At 52.4% G+C, this 21,532-nt stretch carries 16 protein-coding genes; 14 read left to right on the top strand and 2 right to left on the bottom strand.

Features of this window, described 5'->3' with window-relative positions:
* Positions 1 to 21: 21 nt before the first annotated feature.
* From BN8899_RS02635 to BN8899_RS02580, 12 genes are all read left to right on the top strand, one after another.
* A complete protein-coding gene (locus tag BN8899_RS02635; protein ID WP_065218191.1) occupies positions 22 to 597 on the top strand; it encodes an RNA polymerase sigma-70 factor in 576 nt (191 codons plus the stop codon).
* Positions 598 to 683: 86 nt separating this feature from the next.
* Positions 684 to 1,856, top strand: a complete 1,173-nt coding sequence (locus BN8899_RS02630; protein WP_082986875.1) for a FecR family protein — start codon at positions 684 to 686, stop codon at positions 1,854 to 1,856.
* Between the two features lie 99 nt (positions 1,857 to 1,955).
* Complete coding sequence (locus BN8899_RS02625; RefSeq protein ID WP_065218326.1) at positions 1,956 to 5,423, top strand: SusC/RagA family TonB-linked outer membrane protein; 3,468 nt, start codon at positions 1,956 to 1,958, stop codon at positions 5,421 to 5,423.
* 31 nt (positions 5,424 to 5,454) lie between these two features.
* On the top strand, positions 5,455 to 7,431 hold the full coding sequence (locus BN8899_RS02620) for a RagB/SusD family nutrient uptake outer membrane protein (protein ID WP_117775560.1): 1,977 nt from the start codon (positions 5,455 to 5,457) through the stop codon (positions 7,429 to 7,431).
* Between the two features lie 33 nt (positions 7,432 to 7,464).
* Complete coding sequence (locus tag BN8899_RS02615; protein WP_065218190.1) at positions 7,465 to 8,763, top strand: DUF4959 domain-containing protein; 1,299 nt, start codon at positions 7,465 to 7,467, stop codon at positions 8,761 to 8,763.
* A gap of 3 nt (positions 8,764 to 8,766) precedes the next feature.
* Entirely contained in the window at positions 8,767 to 10,293 is a 1,527-nt protein-coding gene (locus BN8899_RS02610; RefSeq protein WP_065218189.1) for a DUF4998 domain-containing protein, read from the top strand.
* An 81-nt stretch (positions 10,294 to 10,374) separates the two neighbouring features.
* Positions 10,375 to 11,004 carry a hypothetical protein gene (locus tag BN8899_RS02605; RefSeq protein ID WP_065218188.1) on the top strand — a complete coding sequence of 210 codons (630 nt, stop codon included), beginning with the start codon at positions 10,375 to 10,377 and terminating at the stop codon, positions 11,002 to 11,004.
* A gap of 22 nt (positions 11,005 to 11,026) precedes the next feature.
* A complete protein-coding gene (locus BN8899_RS02600; RefSeq protein ID WP_082986873.1) occupies positions 11,027 to 12,106 on the top strand; it encodes a TlpA disulfide reductase family protein in 1,080 nt (359 codons plus the stop codon).
* A gap of 179 nt (positions 12,107 to 12,285) precedes the next feature.
* On the top strand, positions 12,286 to 12,873 hold the full coding sequence (locus BN8899_RS02595) for a hypothetical protein (protein WP_148375239.1): 588 nt from the start codon (positions 12,286 to 12,288) through the stop codon (positions 12,871 to 12,873).
* Positions 12,874 to 13,052: 179 nt separating this feature from the next.
* Complete coding sequence (locus BN8899_RS02590; RefSeq protein ID WP_065218185.1) at positions 13,053 to 14,642, top strand: ATP-binding protein; 1,590 nt, start codon at positions 13,053 to 13,055, stop codon at positions 14,640 to 14,642.
* 211 nt (positions 14,643 to 14,853) lie between these two features.
* Positions 14,854 to 17,661, top strand: a complete 2,808-nt coding sequence (locus BN8899_RS02585; RefSeq protein WP_065218184.1) for a M16 family metallopeptidase — start codon at positions 14,854 to 14,856, stop codon at positions 17,659 to 17,661.
* Positions 17,662 to 17,754: 93 nt separating this feature from the next.
* A complete protein-coding gene (locus BN8899_RS02580) occupies positions 17,755 to 18,198 on the top strand; it encodes a LytR/AlgR family response regulator transcription factor (RefSeq protein ID WP_065218183.1) in 444 nt (147 codons plus the stop codon).
* A gap of 64 nt (positions 18,199 to 18,262) precedes the next feature.
* Here the strand turns inward: BN8899_RS02580 and BN8899_RS02575 are convergent, their stop codons facing one another.
* Positions 18,263 to 19,135: an Rpn family recombination-promoting nuclease/putative transposase gene (locus BN8899_RS02575; RefSeq protein WP_065218182.1), complete on the bottom strand. Its 873-nt coding sequence runs from the start codon at positions 19,133 to 19,135 to the stop codon at positions 18,263 to 18,265.
* A 206-nt stretch (positions 19,136 to 19,341) separates the two neighbouring features.
* Here BN8899_RS02575 and BN8899_RS21280 point away from each other — a divergent pair, with 206 nt between their 5' ends.
* On the top strand, positions 19,342 to 19,476 hold the full coding sequence (locus BN8899_RS21280) for a hypothetical protein (protein ID WP_255366247.1): 135 nt from the start codon (positions 19,342 to 19,344) through the stop codon (positions 19,474 to 19,476).
* 83 nt (positions 19,477 to 19,559) lie between these two features.
* On the opposite strand, the gene BN8899_RS02570 is transcribed toward BN8899_RS21280, so the two are convergent.
* On the bottom strand, positions 19,560 to 20,072 hold the full coding sequence (locus BN8899_RS02570; RefSeq protein WP_065218181.1) for an RNA polymerase sigma factor: 513 nt from the start codon (positions 20,070 to 20,072) through the stop codon (positions 19,560 to 19,562).
* A gap of 153 nt (positions 20,073 to 20,225) precedes the next feature.
* On the opposite strand from BN8899_RS02570, the gene BN8899_RS02565 reads away from it, so the two are divergent.
* Positions 20,226 to 21,434, top strand: coding sequence for a FecR family protein (locus BN8899_RS02565; RefSeq protein WP_065218180.1), 1,209 nt, complete (start codon positions 20,226 to 20,228; stop codon positions 21,432 to 21,434).
* Positions 21,435 to 21,532 lie beyond the last annotated feature (98 nt).

Raw genomic sequence — 21,532 nt, 5'->3', positions numbered from 1 at the left:
TTGCACTAAACATGAATTGGCATGGTGGGTAGTGAAAAAATATTGTCATTGTATAAACGAGATGAGAAGGTGGCGATGCAGTTGCTTTTTGATGTTTATTACGACCCTCTTTTATTGTATTGCAACCGTATGGTACATGATGCGGAGGGAGCGGAAGACATCGTGCAAGAATGTTTCGTGCACCTGTGGTTCTCCCGGCGATTGCAAAGTTTTGAGGGGGATTTGGACCGGTTTATGTTTCAGGCGGTGAGGTTTCGAACGATTAATTATATCCGGGATAAACATCGCCGGGATAAAATGCACGATGATTCTTCCGTTGATGATTATATTTTACCCGGTATTCTCCGGGAGGAGGAAGCGGGACAAGAGATTGAGTTGTTGTATCGTACGATAAATCGCTTGCCGGACGAGTGCCGGAAAATATTTTTGATGGCAGCTCTTGACGATATGAAATACCAAGAGATCGCGGACGCCTTGCAGATCAGTGTGAATACCGTGAAAACTCAAATGAAAATAGCCCTCCGGTTTTTGCGGGAACATTTGAATAAAGAATCTTTTTCTTCCATTTTGCTTTTCTTCGTGGAGGACGTGTTTTAATTTTTTTGCGGCAAGGTAAAAAAAATTCATTTTCTTTTCACCCTAAATGAAAAGTGTGGTGATATATAAGTAAACGACCCATAATAATGAGTATGAAAGAAAATGAAATAGATCGGATTTTGGCAGACCTTGTTGCGGGGGAGCGTATTTCCGCGGAGGATCGGCAAATCTTGGAAAACTGGAAAAAGGCTTCCGGGCGAAATTCTCGTTTTGAACGGGAGATTCGGGAAATAGCCTCTTCCGGTGCGAAATTGCATCAGCGGCGGAAGAATACGGTTGTTTTTGAACAAGTGGAACGGATTGTGAGAAAACAACGGGGGAGAGTCCGGTTGATGCGGCAATTGTCAGTGGCGGCAGGTATAGCCTTGTTCATGGGGATGGCGGCTTATTTTATGCTCGCGGGAGAACGGCAAACGGGAACTTCAGCATGGGTGGCTACCGCGAGGATCATGCCCGGGAGTGTGCGGGCGGAGTTGGTTTTGCCGAGGGGAGAGGTGGTTCATTTGGATTCCACCACCCAAGTGGTGCTTGCTGCCGATAGCTTGAACCCGCGAGTGATGAGCGACGGGAGTACGCTGATTTATGGTGCGGAAGAGAAGAACGAGCAGATGGAGTACCACACGATTCGGGTACCCCGGGGCGGGGAATATAATTTGCAGTTGGCGGACGGTTCCAAGGTCTATTTGAACGCGGGATCCTCGTTACGTTATCCCGTCCGGTTTGCGGGGGAACGGCGGGAAGTCGTTTTAACCGGGGAAGGATATTTCGAGGTGGCAAAAGATACCGCCCGTCCCTTTGTCGTGAAGGCGGGTGAGATTGACGTGCGGGTGTTGGGGACGGCGTTCAACGTGAACGCTTACCCGGAGAGGGAAACCGTTGCCGCGACGCTGGTGGAAGGAAGCGTGCAAGTGAAGTATAAAGCGGGGCAGCAAGTGATACGACCCGGGATGCAACTCGTGTATGACAAGCAAAACGGGAAGGCGGAGGTGAGTGCGGTGGATACCGAGGTGTACACTTCTTGGAAAGACGGGTATTATTATTTCAAGCGGGAACCGCTGGAGAATATCATGGAGGTGCTTTCCCGGTGGTATGATTTGAATGTCTTTTACCAGAATCAAGATTTGAAACGCATGGAATTCGGGGGACGTTTGAAGCGTTACGATGATATTAGTTACCTGCTCAAGAAAATGGAGGAAACTCAAGATGTTGAATTTATAATAAAAGGAAGCACGATAACCGTGCAAAGAAAAACAGATTGAAGACCTGATCAATCTTCAACCTGCCGTTAATCAAATATACTTTCCCACTCATTTGCACCGATAGGGAAGTATATCATGTACAATTATAAATACAAAACTATGAAAAAAAGGCGAAATTGCGCTTGGCGATGCCATGGGAAGTCATGGCGAAAAATGTTAATGTTTATGAAATTGTTGAGTGTTTTACTATTTGGTGTGTGTATGTCAGTGAGCGCCAGTGTGCTGTCGCAAAACGCGAGAGTGACGGTGGATATGCGAAACGTGGCATTAACCACGGTGTTGGAAGAACTGGGGAAGCAGTCGAAGTGTGATTTCTTCTACAATTACGCTTTGATGCAGACGAAAGGGATGGTCAGCGTGAAAGCCGAAAACCGGGAACTCGGGAAGGTGTTGGAAGAGTTGTTGCCCGGGTTGGGGCTGGCGTTTACTTTTGACCGGAACGTTGTGGTGATCCGGGAGAAGGTCGACGACGAGAAACCGAAATCCGTGCGGGTGAAAGGGTACGTTTTCGACAAGCAGAAGCAATCCATGCCGGGGGTGACGGTGAAAGTCGCCGGGCTGACCATCGGGACGTCGACGAATGCCCAAGGATGGTTCGCCCTGGATTTGCCCATGACGAGCGGAACGTTGGAGTTCACGTTTATTGGGTTTAAGAAGAAGACGCTGGACTTTACCGAAAAGATGGCGAAAGACACGTTGCGCGTCACGATGGAGGAGGACGTGCAGGAGTTGGACGAAACGGTGGTCGTGGCTTTCGGGCAGCAGAAGAAGGAGAGCGTCGTGTCGGCGATTACCACGGTGCGCCCGATGGACTTGAAGTCGTCGAGCAGTGACCTGACCACTAGTTTTGCCGGTAAAATCGCCGGTATCGTGGGGTGGCAGACGGGTGGTCTTCCCGGTGCGTTGACCGAGGAGGAGATGAATACCAAGTTCTACATCCGAGGGATCACCTCGTTCCAGACCGGGGCGAACATCGACCCGTTGATCCTGATCGATGGCGTCGAGTCCTCCAAGCTGGATTTGGCGCGTATGGCTCCGGAGGACATCGAGAGCTTCTCCGTGATGAAGGATGCGGCGGCAACGGCGATGTACGGTGCCCGCGGGGCGAACGGCGTCATCCTCGTGACCACCAAGAAAGGGGAGGAAGGCAGCGTCTACACCTCCGTCCGCTACGAGGCAGTGGCTTCCATGCCGACGAAGAAACTGGACATTGTTGACCCCGTGACCTACATGCGCATGTACAACGAGGCGCTGATGGCGCGCGACCCGCTTGCCACGCCCCGTTATTCGGCACTTGACATCAGCCGCCGGCAGAACAAGAGTTTCCCGTCGTGGGCTTATCCCGCCAATGACTGGATGGATATCCTCTTCAAGGATTACAGCATCAACCACCGTCTGGGCGTCAACATCCGGGGTGGTTCGAAGGTGATGCAATACTACGCGTCGGTCAACTATGTCCGGGACATGGGTATGCTCAAGACCGACCGCTTGAACGAGTTCGACGTGAACATCAAGAACAGCACGCTCTCGTTCCGCGTGAACCTGAACGTGAACCTGCACCGCAACATCAAGTTGCTCTACAACAGCCAGACCAACTGGGATAAATACCACGGTCCCAAGGAGAGCGTGGCGCAGGCTTACAAAATGGCGTTGGAAGCCGATCCCGTGAGGTTCGCCCCGACCTATCCCGCCGACATGGAGCATAACTGGGAGCATATCCTTTTCGGCGCGTTCTCTGAGACGGGACAGGAAAACCCCTACATGCAGATCCATGCGGGTTACCTGGAGCGGAACCGGTACAGCACGACCAACCAGTTGGAATACATCCACAACCTCTCTTCCCTGGTGAAGGGACTGGAGTTGCGCGCCCGCGTGGCGTTGAGCCAGTCGGGCTACTATTCGATGCCCTTCTCTACCAAACCCTATTTCTACCGGCTGCAAAGTTTCGACGAGCCCACGGGCGTGCACAAGCTCTTTGCCCTGAACCCTTCCAGCGGCGACCGGACGATCGATTTGAACGCCGATGGCAAGCAGGCTTACATGGACACCCGCCTGACCTACGAGTTGCGCGCCTACCACACGGCAGCGTGGGGCGACCACCAGACGAGCTTGACCGCCGTGCTTAACGCCATGGAATCGACGAGTTCCGCGCCGGAAAAGTATCTCGAGGCGGTGGAACACCGGAATTTAGGGTTCTCCATGCGTGGAACGTACGGGTTCAAGGACCGCTATTTCGTGGAGGCGAGCTTCGGGTACAACGGTTCCGAGCGTTTCGCCAAAAAGAACAAGATGGGATTCTTCCCCGCCGCCGGCGTGGCGTACGTGATTTCCAGCGAGCCTTTCATGGCGGGGACTGCCAACTGGCTGCCTTTCTTGAAATTGCGTGCCTCCTACGGGAAAGTCGGGAACGACGGGATTATCAATACGCCCCGTTTTGTCCATTTGCCGGAGGTCGTGGATTCCGGGATGAATTCCCAGCAGCCCGGGGAAACTTCGACCAAGGGATGGAAAGTCAATAATTACGCCAACGAGAACATCAAATGGGAAATCGCCGAGCAGGTGAATGTCGGCTTGGAGGCAAAACTCTTCAAGGGCATCGGCGAGTTCACCCTGGACGTTTACCAGGAGATCCGCCACAACATCCTCTCCTACCGGACGGTCATTCCCGCCCACGTGGGTGTCGAGAGTTTGCAGCTCGACAATATCGGGAAAGTGCGTTCCAGGGGACTCGATTTTTCCGGGAAGATCCAGCACGCCTTCTCGCCCGACTTGTGGATTATCCTGAACGGAACCTTCACCTACAACAAGGCGACTTACATGAGCCTCGAGGAGGCGTCCGACACGCCCGAGTGGCAGCGCAAGACGGGGCATGAAATCTCGCAGCAGGTCGGTTTCATCGACCAAGGGCTGTTCCGCGACGCCGCCGAGGTTGCCGCCGCCCCCAAACAGAACGGGCAGTACGGTCCCGGCGATATCCGTTACCGGGACGTGAACAACGACGGGATCATCGACATCAAGGATGCCGTGCATATCGGCTTCCCGGAAACCCCGCGGATCACGTACGGGTTCAGCGGCTTCATCAACTACAAGGGATGGGAGTTCAACTTCGCTTTCCAGGGGTCCGGCAAGCGCGGCTTCTTCATCAACCCGAGGAGCATCTCCCCGTTCTATAGTGGAAACGTGTTGCAGGCGATTGCCGACGACCACTGGACGCCCGGGAACATGAAAAACCATCCCCTCTGGCCCCGCCTGTCGGTCCAAAACATCGCCTACCACAACCAGGAAGAGGGAAATTACGAGGCAAGTTACAGTTCACCGACGGCTTACAAGAGCACCTATTTCATGCGCGAGTGCAGTTTCTTGCGTTGCACGGCGCTGGAGTTGGCGTACAACTTGCCCGACACTTGGAAGCGCAAGATACGGATGCAAAACGTCAAGGTTTTCGTGCGTGCCAACAACCCGTTCATCATCACCAACTTCAAGCTGTGGGATGTCGAGCTGGGCGGTAACGGCTTCAATTACCCGATCCAGAAGACCTATGCTATTGGCTTGAATTTTAGCTTCTAACTTGAAAACGAATTACATGAAAATGAATTATATGAAAAAAATCATCAGCATCGCCTGCCTGTCCGCCTTCCTGTGGACGGGATGCGATTACCTCGACATCGTGCCGGAGAACGATGTCAAGTCGGTCGAGACCATCTTCGAGCAGCGCGCCCAAGTGGACGGCTGGGTGGCGACCTGTTACCGGAACATGTCCGGCATGGCGAACATCTGTACCAATTTTTCCCTTACCGGCGCGGATGAGCTGGTCGGGAACGATATCCTGCGGGAGGGAATGGGTTCGTTTGCCCCTCCGCTTGTCGGTTTCCGGATCGGCGACGGGGTGCAGTCGGCGTTAAGCCCCATCAGCGATTCCTGGACGAACACCTCTTATTACGCCACCATCCAGTATTGCAACACCTTTTTCGAGAACATCGGCAACACGCTGAACATGGAGCAGAAGGAAAAGGATTTGTGGACGGCGGAAGTGAAAGCGGCCAAGGCGTTCCTCTATTTCCAGCAGTTGCGCAAATACGGGCCGATCATCCTGTTGCCCACGACTATCGGGGTGGAGAAGAGCATATCGGAGATGAAACTCCCGCGCAGCCACGTGGACACCTGTTTCAACGAAATCGTCCGGTTGCTCGACGAGGCGATAGAGGTGCTTCCGCTGCGGGCGGAGAAAACGGCTTCCCGCCAGGGATACTTCCACAAGGAGTCGGCGCTCGCCCTGAAGGCGATGGTGCTGGTCTACCAGGCGTCGCCCCTCTTCAACGGCAATCCGGCGTACTCCTCTTTCCGCAACCGGAAGGGCGAACCGCTGTTCAGCACGTCGGCAGACAAGGAAAAATGGCGTCGTGCCGCCGAGGCATGCGATGAGGCAATCCGCGTGTGCGAGGACGCCGGCTGGGGGCTGGTGCGGGGCAACACGGGAGAAGCTTCCCCGCTGCTCAACACGCTTAAGGACATCGAGCAGTCCGTGCAGGCGCCCGGCAGCGTGAGCAAGGAGATTGTATTCCAAGCTAAAACGCAGTATTCCTCGATGGCTGCCTGGAACTATTTCCTCGCCCATACCTTGCCAATTATCCTCAATGCTTCCGGGTATAACGACCAGTTGCAGAATGCTCCTTCGGACGGCTCGATGTCGCCTTCCATGAAGATGGTGGAGATGTATTACACCGAGAACGGCCTGCCCATCGACATGGACAAGGAGTGGGAATTTGCGAAACGCTACCAGATGGGCGAAGAACCGCGCTCGAAATACGACCGGATCATCCCGAAAGGGACGCGGGTGCTCAACCTGCACCTGAAACGCGAACCGCGGTTTTACGCCAGCATCCTCGGCGACCGCATGAACTGGCGGGGATGCATCAAGAACAATGCCAGCGAAATCCAGAAACCGAGGGTCATCGAGGCGCGCAAGGGCGAATATTTCGGGACGGACCTCTCCTTCCGGAGTACCCGTGCGAACCAGAACCTCACCGGTTATTGGCTGATCAAGCACATCTACACCGACTTGGTGGTGGATAATTATCGCAAAAACGTGGAAGCCAAGGGCGACCTGCCTATGCCGCTTATCCGGATGGCGCAGCTCTACCTGATGTCCTCGGAGGCATGGAACGAGTACCTCGAAACCCCGGACGACCGCGTCTATGCCGGTATCGACAAGGTCCGCGCGCGTGCCGGCATCCCAGACGTGAAAAAGGCGTGGAGCGAGCATTCCCTTAATCCGGAACTTGCCACGACCCAGGCGGGTATGCGCCAGATTATCCGCCGTGAGACGAACATCGAGCTGGCATTTGAGGGACAGCGTTTCTGGAACCTCCGCCGCTGGCTGGAAGCCGACGAGCTGAACGAGCCGCAGATGGGCTGGAATATCGTCGCCGATTCGGAGGAAGGCTTCTACAATGATTACAAGGGACCGGTGCCTGCCTGGTCGCTGCGGGGATTCATCACGCCGCGGGATTACTTCTTCCCCATCAGTTCGCAGGAGGTGATGGTGTCTGGCGTCGTGCAGAATCCGGGATGGTAAAATGGAGTATAAACAAAAAAAAGATAAAAAGATATGAAATACAAATGGTTATCGATATTATTCCTGTGGGGTGTCTGGGCAGCCTGCGAGGATGACGCGGCGGTTTTCGAGGCATCGGTGCCGGCGGAGGGGATTACCTTCGCTCCCGTGAACGGCGGGGCGGGGATGCGCTATGCCTTGCCGAAAAACACGGATATCTACGCCGTGCGCGTGCGCTACGTGAATGAACAGGGCGAAGAACAGATGAAGGACGGGAGCGTTTACGGCGATTCGCTCGTCCTGTCCGGTTTCAATGCCCCGCAGCAGGAGGTGGTGGCGCGGATTACAGTGGTGGACCGCAACAACGTGGAGTCCGACCCCCGGGAGCGCACCTTTTCCACCCTGCCGTCCGCAGCGTACGCGGTTGCCGACAGCATCCGGGTGGAGAATGTCTGGGACGGCTTCATGCTGAAGGCGAATTACGAGGGAATGCCGGCAGGGGAGGGCATCGACATCTTCCGGGTGGGCATCAATCCTTTCACGAAGGAGCGGGACACCTTGTTCCTGACCAATTGCAAGATCGCCCAACGCTTGAACCAGTTCGTCGAGGTGGTGAGTGACGAGGACGAGAACACCATCGTGGTGAAGACCGTGGATGCCAACGGCTATTACGTGCGCACGCGCGTGTTCTCCGGCGTGAAGATTCTGGCAACCGAGCAATATCCGCGCACGAAGCTGGCGGTTTCCGACCCGGGAAACTTTAGCGAGGAGCGCGGCTCTTCGAACGATTACCAGGTAGCGGGACAGCTGGGAATCAAGTATCTGATCGACGGGGATGTGAAAGGATACGGAAGATTGAAGAGTGGAAAAAAATATGATTTTTACACGTACATGACGAAAGCGGACGCCAAAGACAGCTACGTGGTGCTTACGCTGGATGAACCGCGTGTGATTGCTACCGTGCGCCTGTATGCCATGTTGCGGACGAGCTCTGGCAACCTGCCTCGACCGGTGGTCAACCAGGAGGATTATCTCCCGTCTCACGTGAAGGTGTTCGGTTCCAATGACATGGAGCAGTGGGATGAACTGGCGGATTTTTATCAGCCGATTGATTCAGAGTATGAAAATATCTGGAGCTGCCATTCCTCCATCGGGAATTTGACGGAAGAGAATCTGGACCGGGCGAATCCCGTGTTCATGAACTTGGTTTGCCCGACAGACGGCACAGAATATAAATACGTGAAGGTGCAGTGCCTGGACCATTTCGATTATTCGGTCTGGAATGATCAATTCAGAAACTTCAGGAACATCTTCACCTACCAGGAATTGGAAGTTTACGTACAAAAAGATTAAGCGATGAAACATAGATATATTTGCATATTGGGAATGCTTGCCCTGCTGTTTGCCGCGGGCTGCGAAGATTTGAAAGACACCTACGACGACTACGCGGGCGACGGTCCCGTGCGCTACATGGCGCGTTGCACGGACGTGAAGGTGGAAAGTGGCTGGGAGTGCCTGCGCGTGTTCTGGAAGAATGCCCTCGACCCCAACCGGGAGAAGATTCTGGTGCGTTGTGTTTCGGATTTGTCCGCGTTCGACACGATCGTGCCGGCGGATGCCGAAGCGTGCGAAATCAAGGGATTGCCGGATGCCACCTACACGGTGTCGGTAGCGGCGCTGTCGGCGGTGGGGGACACCTCCCTCACCAATAACCTGCAGGCGACGGGGCGGCCCTATTTCCTCGGCCACGAGTCGGTGCAGGGGTTCACGACCGGTATCCTGAAATACGTGTTCATCAAGAACAACCTGGTGCTGTTCATGAACGAGTGGGATGAGGAGCGCATGGCGAATTTCACGCTGCACTACACGGACACGGAGGGCACGGCGAAGAATTTCAACCTGAAAGAGGCGTTCGATGCCGGGGACTACCTGCTGCGGGACGTGGATCCCTCGAAGGAAATCGTCCTGACACGCCAGGGATACCTGGAAGGCTGCCCGGATCTGATCACCTTCCCCGAACGTACCCTGGCGAAAGGCAGCGTGACGATGATGGGGGATTTCAGGAACCAGCTGATGGAACGTTACGGGGAGATTACTCCCGAACTGCTGGAGCGGGAGGAGCTGGACTTGGATTATGACTTGGCGTCGTTGGAAGACATCCTCTACTTCCCGAACCTTAAAACCCTGAACTTGGGCAAGAACCGGTATTTTGGCAGCACGAAGAAAGTCGCCTCGCTGACCGACGCCAATAAAAGAGCCCGGATGTATTTCTGCGCGAACGTGTTGAACGAGTTGAACGAGGGCATGGACGTCAACGTGTATAGGGCCGGTGATAAGACCGGTGATATGGTATTTTATAATTTCAAACAAAAGTTTGGCATGTACGAGTACGAGGGTACGGTGAATGAAATGAACGGCTCGCAATGGCCTGCCGACTTGGCGTTACTCGATACGGAAGGCTGGACGGTGGACATTACTCCCGCCGGGGAGACCCCGGAAGAGTTTCGGACGGAGATGTTGTTCGACGATAATCCCGTGACGCAGTGGGTACCGAATACCGGACAGACGCAGCGGTCGTACAACCTGACCATTGACATGCAGGAGCCGCGGACGGTCCGCGGATTGAAAATCGTGCAGGGACAGGTGAGCTACAGCTTGCAGAATTTCCTCCTGGAATCGGTTATCGTGCAGGTGTCTGCGGACGGACAGACGTGGACCTACCCGTGCCACATGGAAGAGAACACCATGGGGGCGGTCAGCGGCGAAAAACGACTGCTGAACTTCGCCGAGGAACAGACCGTCCGCTATATCCGCCTGACGGTGAAAGACCGCTACTCCAATAATAACACGGATTGCGTGCTCGGTGACGTGATCCCTTTCTGATGTATAGTGTGTTTGTAAATAGGTTTATTTTGCCGCACCCCGGGAGGGGTGCGTGCAAAATAACAACTGAAACATGAAATCATGAAAGCGATTTACTGTTTTGTCATCGCTTGCTTGTGCGGGCTGCTCGGGATGCCGGACGCTACCGCCCAGAAAACGAAAGGCAAAAGGAAATACCCGGAAGGGGTTTTCGTTGTTACTAAATCCGACCTCCGTTCGGTGGATATAACCAAATGCCGGGGCATTTTCATTTATCCGAAGCGGGGAAAGAGCGCACCCGTGAAAGAAACCTATAGGCTTAAGGGGCCTTTGGTGGCCAGCACCTTCCAAAAGTTGGCAGCTATGGTGGGAAACCGTATTCTTACCCCGGAAATGAAAGAGGTGGTGAAGAGCGTGCGGAAGCAACCGGACGACGGTAAAAGTACATTTTTTGTCGACTTCGCTTTTAACGGCAAGGGAGAGATTGTTGACGGTTCTGTAAGGTTGACCGGCGAGTATAAGAAGAAATTCAAGCGGGATGCGGAAGCGATTTACAAGGCTTTGTTGGATTTGAAAATAGATGTGCCGGCATTGAAGAAACAGATCCCGAATTTTCAGGATTTTTCAGAATCCGATGTTTTTAAGTCTGTTGTGTGTTTTGATATCTCTGGTCCCTTCGTAGAAACTTTCGTGTATTGCTATGCGGATTTGGAAGAAACAGATAATAAATAATTTTTAAAAGGTAAAAAAGGAAATGAAAAAAATAGTATTATTAATAGGAATGGTATTGGCGTCCTTCGCGTTTTGCCGGGCGCAAGAAGGATTTAAAATCACGGCGGAAACCTCCGGGGTGCCGGACGGGAAAATGTTGTTGATCAGTGAACGGAACGACACGCTCGCCACAACCAATATGGTGGGCGGCAAGTTCGAGTTCACCGGGCGGGTGGACCGCGCGATGGTGGCGTACATCATGACGGCGGACATGAAAGCGAGAATCCCCCTGATGATCGAGAACGCCGTGTTTAACGTGATCGCCAACGAGAAGATGGTCTACGTGGACGGCGGCGGGAAAGCCCAGGAATTGTACCGCCAGTTTGATGCCATCAACGCGAGCGTCATGCAGGAGCAACAACGGATGCAAAAGGAAGCGCAACAGGCTTACCAGGAGCAGAATATGCCTAAATTGCAAGCCCTCCAGGCACAACTCCAGAAATTTGCCGATAAGGCACAGCAGCAGGAAGCCGATTTGTTGAAAGCCAACGGCGGATCGTTCGTGGCGGCTTTCGTGATTACCAATACCATGAGGCAGGTGGGCTTGGAACGCTTGCGGGAACGCTACAATTACCTGACGGACGAGATCAAAAGCGGTCCCTACGGGAAAGTGATCGCGCAACAAATCGCCCTGTACGAGTCGTTGGAGATCGGTGGCACCGCTCCCGATTTCACGGCAATGACCCCGGAGGGAGACACCCTCTCGTTGCACCAGGTGAAGGGCAAAGTGAAATTGCTGGATTTCTGGGCATCGTGGTGCAACCCCTGCCGGCAGGAAAACCCGAACATGCTGAAACTCTACCAGAAGTACCAGTCCAAGGGTTTGGAAATCATCAGTTTCTCGCTGGATAACGACCCCCGTGCCTGGAAAAAAGCCATCGAGGAAGACGGCATGGTCTGGAAACATTTCTCCGACCTGAAAGCCCAAGGCTCTCCCATCGCCGCCATGTACAACCTCATGAGCATCCCCTACACCCTCCTGCTCGACGAGAACAACAAAATCGTCGGCAAGAACCTCCGCGGCGCTCAATTGCAGAAAAAAGTGGCAGAGTTGTTGAAATAAAGTTTGTAAGGTCCATAAGGTCAAAGGTCACGGGAGTCCTTCGGACCGAATTTATCGGCAGCCCTGCTGCCGTGAACAAAGCACCCGCGGGGGGCCACGGACCTTAAGGACCTTATGAACTTTCGACTTTACGGACTATAAAAACCTTTTTCATTGTTCATTTCCTATATTCCATTGCCATGAGAACCTTAAAATTTTTATTTTGCGTTATTCTTTTCGTGAATATCATGCCGGAGCTTCAGGCGCAAGTTTTGGAAAAGGAGGAGAGTGTATTTGGGTACATTAGTTACGGGCTTAAGGGAGACTCTCTTCGTTGGTATTCCCCCGGAGTGTTTACTTTTGAGATAGACAGTGTCGAGGAACGAAAGATATCCGAGGAAATTGTTCGTGAAGTGATTCCCGATACGTTGAAAACGATTCTTTTGAAGAAGTTTCAAGAAAAAAAACGCTCCGACGTTGGTATTGCCCGTGAAGTGGTTCCCGATACGCTTTCTTTTAAAAGGAGGCTTATAGAAAGACTAGAAAGAGAGACCAGCTTGAGTATCGACCTTTATTTCAATCCGGAAGGCAAAATCCTTAAAGCCGAAATCAAATTCAACAAAGCTCTTGAAACTTGCATCAAAGAGCAGGACGTCAATGCCATGTACCGGAAAATCATGAAAATGAAGATTGACATGGGGAAATTGAAAAACATTGCTTCGGAGCCAGGACAACAACCGGTTTTTGCGACTTGGCTTATCCCTGTCCGAAAGGTATTGTCTTTATAAAGAAAATAACGAAGTATAAACGAGTTCTTTGACATATTGGAACGAGAGAGAAAAAGCGAACCGAAGGTCGAACCGGAGGTTCTGGTCCGTAAGGTCGAAAGTCTGTAAAGTCTATAAATTGTACCCCTCCAATCAAAAAAAATTGTACCTTTGTTGCAAGATAAAAAACTCGTACAGCAATGAAATACCCGATAGGCATCCAGAATTTTGAACAGATCATCGAGGACGGTTACGTTTACGTGGATAAAACTGATTTGGTTTATACCATGGTCGACACGGGGAAGATTTATTTCCTGAGCCGCCCGCGGCGTTTTGGAAAGAGCCTGTTAGTCTCCACGTTGAAGAATTACTTCCTAGGACGGAAAGAGTTGTTCAAGGGACTGGCGATAGACAGCTTGGAAAAGAACTGGTTCGTTTACCCGGTATTTCATATCGATTTCAACGGGAAAAATTTTGAGGGGAAGGACGTGCTGGAGGAAATACTGGAAGATTACGTGGCTCAATGGGAAAAGGATTACGGTTACGTTCCCGATCGCCGGGAGGTGGGTGATCGTTTCATCCGCTTGCTGGAGCACGTTCACCGGCAGACGGGACGGCGCGCGGTGGTGCTGATTGACGAGTACGACAAGCCGATACTGGATGTATTGGACACGAATTTCCGGGTGATGGTGGGACTGAACGAGATGTCACTGGAAGACCGCAACCGGGGAATCCTGAAAGGTTTCTACTCGGTATTCAAAGCCGCTGACGAGCACCTGCAATTCGTCTTGCTGACGGGGGTGACCAAATTCTCGCAGGTAAGCGTGTTCAGCGGCTTCAACCAACCGAAAGACATTAGTATGCACCCCCGTTACGAGTCGCTTTGCGGGATCACGGGGGAGGAGTTGGAAAGCTATTTCGCCGACCCGATAGCAGCCATTGCCGCGAAAAGGCAGTGTAGCGCGGAGGAGATGAAACGACAGTTGAAATTTCAATACGACGGGTATCATTTCGGTGAAGAGATGGTGGATATTTACAACCCGTTCAGCCTGTTGAACGCTTTCGATTCGGGTCGGATAGATGATTACTGGTTCAAAAGCGGGACGCCGACTTACTTGATTCGCCTGTTGCGCCACACGCGGGAAAACCTGAACGAGATGACCGGGCGTTATTACCGAACGCCGGAATTCGTGGATTACAAGGCAGACGTGGAGAAGCCGTTACCGATGATCTACCAGAGCGGTTACCTGACCATCAAGGGGTATGACCGCGAATACAATACCTTCCTGCTCGACTTCCCGAACAACGAGGTGAAGAACGGTTTCCTGGGCGTGATCGCCTCGGATTACTTGAAGCCCCGGACGGATATAAACAATTGGGTGCAACATGTCGTGGTCGCCTTGAGGCAGGGGAAACCGGAAGAGTTCGGCGTGTTGTTGACCTCGTTCCTGAGCGACATCCCTTACACGATGCGCCGGAAAGAGAACGAGCGTGAGCGTGAACGTTATTTTCATTACACGTTCTACCTGATCTTGCGCCTGGTGAGCGTTTACACGGTGTACACCGAGAAACAGCAGAGCGAGGGGCGGGTGGACTGCATCGTGGAAACGGACAAGTATATTTATATCTTTGAGTTCAAGCTGGACGGTACCGCCGCCGCCGCCCTCCGCCAGATCGAGGAGAAAGGCTACGCCCGTCCCTACCTGAACGATCCCCGCCGGCTGTACCGCATCGGGGTCAGCTTCTCCTCCGAAACCGGCACGGTCGAGGAGTACGAGGTGGAACCGTAGGTTCGGGTCCGTAAAGTCCATAAGGTCTGAAGGTCCATGGACCCAGCGGGCGCCTTGTTCACGGCAGCAGAGCTGCCGAAGATTCTGTCCGAAGGACTCCCGTGACCTTCAGACCTTACGGACTTTACGGACCTTATGGACTTTCGACTTTATAACCCCTTCTTTCTCTCCCGTTCCCCCTTGTCATAGATTGAAAAATTAATAAACAGACATGAAAAAAGCGATATTGTTGTTTGTCGCGAGCTTGCTTTTCATGGCGGGCTTGTCGGCACAAGTGGATTTGGAAAAGAAATTACCTCGTGACCCGGAAATGATCGTGGGGCGTTTGGCGAACGGCATGACGTATTACATCCGTCACAACGACCGGCCTCGGAACCAGGCGAACTTTTACCTGGTGAGAAACGCGGGCTTCCTGCTGGAAGAGGGGGACGAGCAGCGTGGCGTGGCGCACTTCCTGGAGCACATGGCGTTCCAGGGGTCGGAGCATTTCCCCGGGCGGGAGATGATCAAGACGCTGGAACGTCACGGGGTGCTCTACGGGCACGACATCAACGCCGTGACCTCGGACAACCACACCGTTTACCTTTTCAACAACGTCCCCACGGGCGACGAGCGATTCCTGGATACCTGCGTGATGATCCTGCGCGACTGGTCCTATTACCTGACCATCGACGAGGACCGGATAGACCGGGAGAAGAAAGTCATAGAGGAGGAGTGGAACATGCTGAACACGCCCGAGAAGAGGGCGCAGGACCAGATTGCGCAGGTGTTGCTGCAAGGCTCCCCTTACGCGGACCGGGACGCGCTGGGGACACCGGAGGCGATCCGGGCGATCGATGCACGGAAACTCCGGGAGTTCTACCACGAGTGGTACCGCTCGGACCTGACCGCCGTGGTGATCGTCGGCGACATTGACGTGAAGCAGATGGAACGCCGGGTGAAGAAGATCCTTTCCAAGATCCCGGCGGTGAAAAAACCGACCCCCCGTCCGGAGATTGAGATCCCGGCGCACGAGGAGATGTACTACTGCCTGGCGACGGACCCGGGGATCAACTACACGACCCTGAACGTCATCACGATGGTACACGAGCCCTCCCGGGAGGAGAAGAACACTTATGCCTACCTGAAAGAGGAGATATTGATCCAGTGTTTCAACACGATGATGGGGAAACGTTTTGCGAAACTGCTGGCACAACCGAACTGCCCGCTGGCACAGGGAGGGATTAATTTTATCCCGTTCAAGCGGGGGTATTATAGTTACCAGCTTGGGGGAATGCCCAAGCCGGGGCTGGACGAGGCGGCGTTGCGCACGTTGCTGATGGAGAACGAGCGGGTGAGGCGCCACGGCTTCATGGCGGGCGAGCTGGAGGAGGTGAAAGCGTCGCTGTTGAAGGAGCTGGAACTGGGGTACCGTGCCCGCGGGGAGGTGAAGCATGACGCTTACTGCCAGGCGATGAGGGATCATTACCTGAATGGCGCCCCGCTGGTGGCGGATGACGAGAAGTACGCCTTCTTGAAAACCTTGATCCCGGCGCTGACCGTGGAGGATGTGAACGCGAAAGTGCCGGAGTGGGACACCCCGGGCAACAAAACGGTGGTGATCTCCGGCTCGGAGATGGCGTGGCACCTGATGGAAGAGGAGGTGAAGGACATCATGGCGGAGGTGAAGAACGTGGAGGTGGAGCCTTACGTGCACGAGAGAGCGGTGACGGGCGACGAGCAACCGTTGCTGGCGGAACAACCGTCGGGTAGCCCGGTGACCTCGGAACGCGAGTTGGCGGATTTCGATGCCGTGGAATGGACGCTGGCGAACGGGGTGAAGGTAGTGTACCGCGAGAGTGACCTGGAGTGTAACAAGTTGTCGTTGAAGGCTTATAGCCCGGGTGGAACCTCCCTGTACGACCTCGATATGCTTCCCACGGTGGAGATGGCCGTGCCGCTCGTGCGGGCGTGCGGCTTGGGAGACCATGATGCGGCGACGTTGAAGCGGTGGATGGCAAGCAAGGGGGTAAAGTGCGAGGCGAGCCTCGGGGAGTTGAACGAGTACGTGACCGCTTCCGCCCTGCCGGAGGACGCGGAGAGCTTGTTGCAACTGGTGTACCTGACTTTCGCCCGCCCGCGGATTGACCGGGAGGCTCTCGGGAAGGTGATGGCACAACGGTTGATGCAATCCCGGATGCAGGGGAGGAACGTGTTGCAGGACACCGTGACTCGCTTGCAAAACGGTTGTCACCCGCGTGCGTTGTTGAAGAACGCCGTCTACCTCGGGAAGGTGGACCTCGACAAGGTCGGGCAAGTGTACCGGGAGCGCTTCTCGAACGCCGGCGATTTCACCTTCTTCATCACGGGAAACCTCCCCGCCGCGGAGTTGAAGCCGCTGGTGGAGAAATACCTCGGTGCGCTGCCGTCAACGAGTGACCGGGAGAAGTGGATCGACCGTGGGGTAAGACCCTTGCGCGGGCACCAGGAACGCGAGATCGAGTTTATGGGGCTTCCCACGTCGTTCGTGGTGTTGAGCGCGAGCAAGGAGATGGAGGACAACATCCGCCACGCCGTTTGCCTGCAAGCGTTGAAGAGCATCCTGCAGACCCGCTGCATGAACGTCATCCGGGAGAAGGAGGGCGGCACCTATGCGGTGAACGTCAATGAGAGCGTGGCGCACGAGCCAGTGGCACGCTATTACCTGACCGTGGAATTCCAGTGCGACCCGTTGAACGCCGTCCGGCTGAAAGGAATCGTTCTCGGCGAGCTGGAACGCCTGTGCCAACAAGCCCCTACCCGTGACGAGTTGATGATGGCGTTGAACTCCATCCGCAAGAAAGAGGGCGAGGCACGCGAGACCAACGTCTATTGGCAGGAAAAACTGGTGTTGTACTACAAGACCGGCCTGAACCAGGCGGATGCGAGGGAATTCGAGGAGGTGGTGGACAAATTGACCCCTGCCGGCTTCCTCTCCTTCATGCAATCCTTCTGGAAAGACATTGATCTCACCGGCGTCGTGTTTAAACCGGCGAATTAGTTTATAGGGAGTTTTTCTTTTACACTCGGGAAAAGTAGCCGAGGAAGATACCTGCCGGGAGGCTTGTTTCCTGGGGCATAATATTAAAAGATTATGACACAGGAAAAAAATAACATAGAGATAGAAAATAGCCTCCCGGCAGAACCTGCCGCCGTGGTAAGTGATCGTTTGATGAACGATCGTATTTTCGTTTGGAGTAATGACTCGTACCGCTTGGTCTTGTTCTCGAGTATCGCCTGGTTGCAGGCGGATCGGGCTTATTGTTACATTCATTTCAAGGATGGTACCAAAATCATCGTGATTCACCCGTTGCAGAAAGTGCTGGCGGCACTTCCTCCCGAGCGATTCGCCCGGGTTCACCGTGGTTACGCCGTCTGCCTGGACCTCGTGGACCGGGTGATCGGCAACACGATTTACATCGGCAAGCAGGATTTCCCGGTAAGTTCCGCCTATCGCGACGACCTTCATTCCCGCTTTCGTTTTTTAGGCAAAGTGAAAGGATTGCATAAATCCAAATCCTTTAAAATCAGTAAATAATCATGTATAACCCGTCCCGGGAAACATCCTCCCGGAATCGGTTCGCGATTCGGGTTTATTGAAACTATATTGCCTCGATTTCTTCCAAAGATAGCCCGGTCATTTGAGCGATGGCTTCCGGGGTCATACCAAATGATTTCATGTTACGAGCGATCGTCCTTTTTTCTTCTTCTCTCCCTTCTTTTATCCCTTCTTCTCTCCCTTCTTTTCTTCCACAGACCAACCCTCTCTGCTCGGCACTGTAGAACAGTGTTTTCTCGGTACTGATGCTATCCCAGAATTTCTCGTAGCCGAGGAGTTGCGCGGGGGTGAACGCCGCCTCCTCGATCGCTTTGACCGCCTTGTTGACCTCGGGGTTGGCTAACAACTCCTCGGGCACGGACACGGTGCGTTCGTCAATCTCGGTAAGGAATCGTAACCAGAGGACCTGCATTTTTTTTTCCGCGTACGTGTGCGGGGTGAACTTGGGCAGCTCCACGAACACGAGTTGCAACCCGTCGATGACTTTATTGGAATCCTTGTCGTGCACGAGCTTGTAGTGATGGTAGTATCCCTTCATCTCCGGCTCGAAAATCTCGTTCACGAGGTTGAGCGAGTAGACGGGTTGCAGCAGGTGGTAATTTTCCCCGCTCCCGATTTGTCTCACGTAGGCTTTGGAGGCGTTGAACAATACCCTGTACTTGAACTCCTGCGACCAGATCATTTGCATCTCGACGATGAATTGCCTTCCCCTTTTGTCCTTGCACCGCACGTCAACGATGCTGTTTTTTTTCCACGGGTTATCGGGCACCATCTCTGCTGGGAGGTACTCGATGTCCGTGACCTCTTGCCCGGGAGCGAGAGGAAGCAGGGCGTTGAGTAAACTCATCACCAGGTCGGGATGTTCCCCGAACACGCGTTTGAATGGCAGGTCTGCCTTGGGATCCAAGTATTTCATGGTGTCATTTTATTTGTTAGTCATTCAACAATCACAAAGTTAGTGATTAGAATTGAATTTTACAAGTGTCGGTAACGCGCCGCGAAAACGGATTGTTCGGTCGGTTGAAAGAGTCAACGGGTCGGTTGACGCGGCGAACGGGATAGAATAGTTGTATCGAGGGGTATGGCGCTTTACTTTTGTCACGTAATCAAAAATTAAACGCTATGGATTTATTACTTGAAACGGTTCGGGAGCGAGAGGGCTTCCCGGGAAGAACAAGGCGAAAACAGGTCGAGAAAAGGGAGAGGACGGGCTACAACTCCAGTATAACATTTGAGCAACACCTGTCTAACACCTGACGGGACAAGTGTTGCTTAAATGTTATTGAAAAGGCAAAACTTGGTTGTTTCTTGATTTCTGTTTGTAAATGACGGAAATTGGGTTAAAATTCAGCCCTGTAATTTCGGGCGATGAAGTATTCTCGCAATTTACGGATGGCACCGTATTTGAGGGTGCGCACGGTGTTGACGGAAACGCCGATGATTTCAGCAATTTCCTTCACGTTGTTGCCGGCGAGGGTTAGAAGGATGATACGTTCGCTTTGGGGTGGCAATTGTCGGATAGCGTGGATTAATATTTGGTTGGCTTCTTCCTCGATGATTCTTTCCAGAATACCAGAGTTGTCATGTTCGCCGGGGTAAATTTGTTTGTAGCGTTCGTTCTCTCTTTTTACACTTCGGATGTAGTTGAGGGATTCGTTTCTTGTCATGATGAACAAGAAATTTTCGACGGAATCTAAGGTTTTATATTGTTTCCGATTTTCCCAAAATTTGACAATAACATCTTGTGCGATGTCTTGTGCGATGTCGGATGAACCGACAAATTTCAGGGCGATCGTACAGATAGTTGTGTAGTGCTTTTGTATAAATTGTTCTAATTCAATAGGATCTTTCATCGGTTAGTTTGTATTGAAGATCAATTTTACAGTCACAGGAAATCTATGCAATTATAGTTATTTTTTTTCATTCCAAATAAAATTTGAAAAAAAATCGTGTTTCGATTCATACAAATCGGATACCCTTGGTGTCTTTAAGGAAATATCAGTGGAATGATGGACTATAATAAGGAAAAAATATTAGCAGAGATCATCTTGAAGATTCGCTTCGGAACGGCTTCAAAAGAAGAGAAACGTGAGGTTGAGAAGTGGATGGCAGAGAAAGAAGAACATCGGCTTTTGTACGAGAAGATTGTTTCGGGGAAAAGTATGATCGAGTACTTGGAGACAGAAACGGAAGTAAAGGCTGATGTCAATGTAAAAATGATTTCTGCACGGGTTCAAAAACAAATTCGAGAGAATAAGATGCGTACACGACGCGGGCTTCGGAAATGGTACGCGATGGTTGGTGCGGCTTGTTTGGTCGGGATTGTTTTGGCTGGTTTCTTCTTTTTGAATAACGGGAAGGATAAGCCGGATACTCTGGTTGAGAATAAGCCGGAGCGAATGATGAACGAGAAAGTGATGTTAGTACTTTCAGATGGAAAAACTATTGGGCTTGCTCATCAAGGTACGGACAGTATATACATCGGGCAGGCGACTATTATAAAAAAAGATGCTCAATTGACATACGAGAGGAAGCAGGATACTTTAGGAGCGCATGTCGAGGAAGAGCGTAATCGGATTATCACTACGGTCGGCGGCGACTATTTCTTCATCTTGAGTGATGGGACGAAGGTATGGTTGAACGCGGAATCCGAATTGGATTTCCCGGTAGACTTTATTGGAGAAGAGCGGGTGGTGAAGTTGAAAGGCGAGGCGTATTTCGAGGTAGAGCCGGATGCGGCGCATCCTTTTATCGTGGAAACGAAAGAGGTTCGAACTCGAGTATTGGGGACTTCGTTCAATATAAAAGCGTATGATAATGAAGAGAGTGTATATACTACCTTGTTGACTGGGAAAGTAGAAGTATCCGCGGTTAATGAGAACGAATCGGTAATATTGACATCCGGAATGCAATGCGAATGGGAGAAAGACGAGCACGTGATGGAGATGAAGAAGGTGGATGCTGAAAAATACGTGGCTTGGAAACAAGGGCAGTTTATGTTTGACAATGAGAATATCACGGTGGTGACCCGGGTGCTGGAAAGATGGTATGGATTGAAATTTATTTATAATGAAGGTTGTTCCCGAAAGCATACTTTTAGTGGTTGTTTGAGTAAGGACGATTCTTTAGAATCTATACTGGAAACATTGACTTACACGGGTGGACCCCGATTTATAATGGGAAAAAATGTAGTATACGTGAAAGATAAAATCTAAAAACAGAAAGTTGAAAACAAAAAATGGAGAGGTTTCGCGGACCACTCCATTTTACAAAGACCTTGTGTAAAAACAAGGATAGTGTTTCATTTTAATTT

Origin of the sequence: Butyricimonas sp. Marseille-P2440 (assembly GCF_900091675.1) — a bacterium.
Lineage (GTDB): Bacteria > Bacteroidota > Bacteroidia > Bacteroidales > Marinifilaceae > Butyricimonas > Butyricimonas synergistica.
Note: the sequence above shows the minus strand (reverse complement) of the source record. Positions and strands in the feature narration are given on the sequence as shown.